The organism is Chloroflexus sp., assembly GCF_034435895.1.
Taxonomy (GTDB): Bacteria; Chloroflexota; Chloroflexia; order Chloroflexales; family Chloroflexaceae; genus Chloroflexus.
Map to the genome: position 1 here is coordinate 1 of NZ_DAOTWH010000264.1, position 1,928 is coordinate 1,928.

Consider the following 1,928-nt stretch of genomic DNA (forward strand, 5'->3'; position numbering starts at 1 on the left):
CGAGCGCCGCATTCAGCCGGTCGGTCGCCTCCTTCGTCCACGGCATGGTCTCGGCCCCGCTCGGCTTGGGCGGGCCGCCGGCGGCCGGTGTCACCGTCTCGACCGGCAAGAAGTTGATCACCGTCTCATAGAAGCGGTTGACCAGCTCTTGCATGAGGTTGGCTGCGCCGGCATACCCCATAAACGGCGTACCGGTCGTGCGCCGCACCACCGGGCCGGGGAAGGTGGCCGGGATGTAGTGGGTGCCGCGGGCGTTGGCCTCGGCCAGATAGATCTTCTCGTTGATGCTGCCGAACACGAACGCCGGCGCTTTGGTATGCAGCCGCTTCCGGATCTCGATATTGTCCGGCTCGTCCTCGCGGCGGGGCCGACCCGACACCCACGCGATCTTCATACCCAGCTCGTCGCCGAGGAAACTGCGCAGACCGTCGGCGTAGCTGCGCGCAGCGACGATCGCGCAATCGACGGTGGCAAACCAGTCGCTCTGCGGGCCACGCCACAGATCCCACACTGGTTGCAGGGTGGTGCGCTTTTCATGCGCAATAAACGCCTCGACCTGCGCCGGATCGATCCCAAGCAGTTGGCCGAGTTCGCGCAGGAAGGCGGTAGTGCCAAAGACGCCAAACGGCGCGAAGAGGTAGGGGCGGCCCAAGGCTTCGGCCAGACCTTGGCCAAACTCGCGGTACATCACCACGTTAACCGACGCTTCCACCAGCTTGGGGGTGGTAGCGATGCTGCCTTCATAGGGGTAAACGAGGTTAATCTCGGCGCCGATGCCGGTGATCAACCGTTTGAGTTCGTAGAGGTCGCTGGGCGCGTTGAAACATCCCAACGAGGGGCCGATGATATTGACCGTGCGCGGGCGAGGTTGGACATCCGCCGGCACAAACGGCTTGCCGTACTGTTCCCACGCAAACAACAACGCTCGCTCGCGCCCCGTCCACTCGTCCTGTTCGAGCGACTGGCTCCAGAAGAACCGCGCTTCAGGATCGATCTGCGCCACCAGTTGGGCGTGATCGGCGCTGATCATCTCGCTCTCGGCGGTTGAAACCACCAGCAGCCGTTTGCCTGCCAGCATCCCCATCGTGCGCAGATCGTCAATCGTGCGGATCAGCGCCTTGGCCGTGCCGTTGATCACATCCTCTTCGCGGATGGAGGTCGGCGTCAGGTTGGCCATGTGCGGCAGCGCGTCAGTATAATCGGTGACGGCCATACCGAGCAGGTTGTAGCAGCCGATCGGCGCATCGCACACGATATGCACGTCGGAGAAGCAGCCAAACACCCACGACGCGCCCCAGTAGCTGCTGGTATCGGAAATATCACGGATCAAGGTAATGCTCATTGGTTCGCCTCCCGGCCCTCATCACCCTCGAAGAACGCCAGCATGCGGTCGTAGATCGGTTTGCGGTTGAGTAGGTCGCGCACAAAGTTGAGCGACGCGACCATGCCGCCGGCGAGGAAGAGCGGGCGCACGCTGAGAATATTGGTGTAGTAGACCGACGGAATGCCCTTTTCTTTGGCGTAGGCGGCCAGCGTGGTGGTGCCGATCACCAGATCGAACGACCAGCGCGCCATTGCCGCCTGATCGTCTTCGAGCGTCTTGCGGTAGATCACCGCCTCGGTGCCGTGGGCCTTCAGCCATGCTTCATCGGCGGCAGTGAGGGCGCTGGGGCCGATACTGGTGCTGACATAAGGCACCCGCGCACCGCCTTCGATCAGCAAGCGGGCATAGAGCATCTCGTTGCCCTCGTAGCCGGAAACGAGAATAGTCGCGCCTTGCAGCGGCTTGCTGGCCAAAAAGCCGCGCGCGGCGGCTTCCTCTTCGGCGGCCACCCGCTCGACTACATCTTCATCAAGGTCGAGCGCCGCCCCAATGGCGCGCAGCCATGCCGCGCTCCCCTCGGCGCCGATCGGCGCGCCGCTGACCA

At 63.6% G+C, this 1,928-nt stretch carries 2 protein-coding genes; both read right to left on the reverse strand.

Annotated elements, in window-relative coordinates; all coding sequences use genetic code 11:
• On the reverse strand, positions 1-1,342 hold a 1,342-nt coding region (locus tag U9R81_RS15180; RefSeq protein ID WP_322496274.1), incomplete at its 3' end, for a nitrogenase component 1.
• Positions 1,339-1,928, reverse strand: a 590-nt coding sequence (locus U9R81_RS15185) for a nitrogenase component 1 (RefSeq protein WP_322496275.1), incomplete at its 5' end; no start/stop codon positions are given. The genes U9R81_RS15180 and U9R81_RS15185, both read right to left, overlap by 4 nt.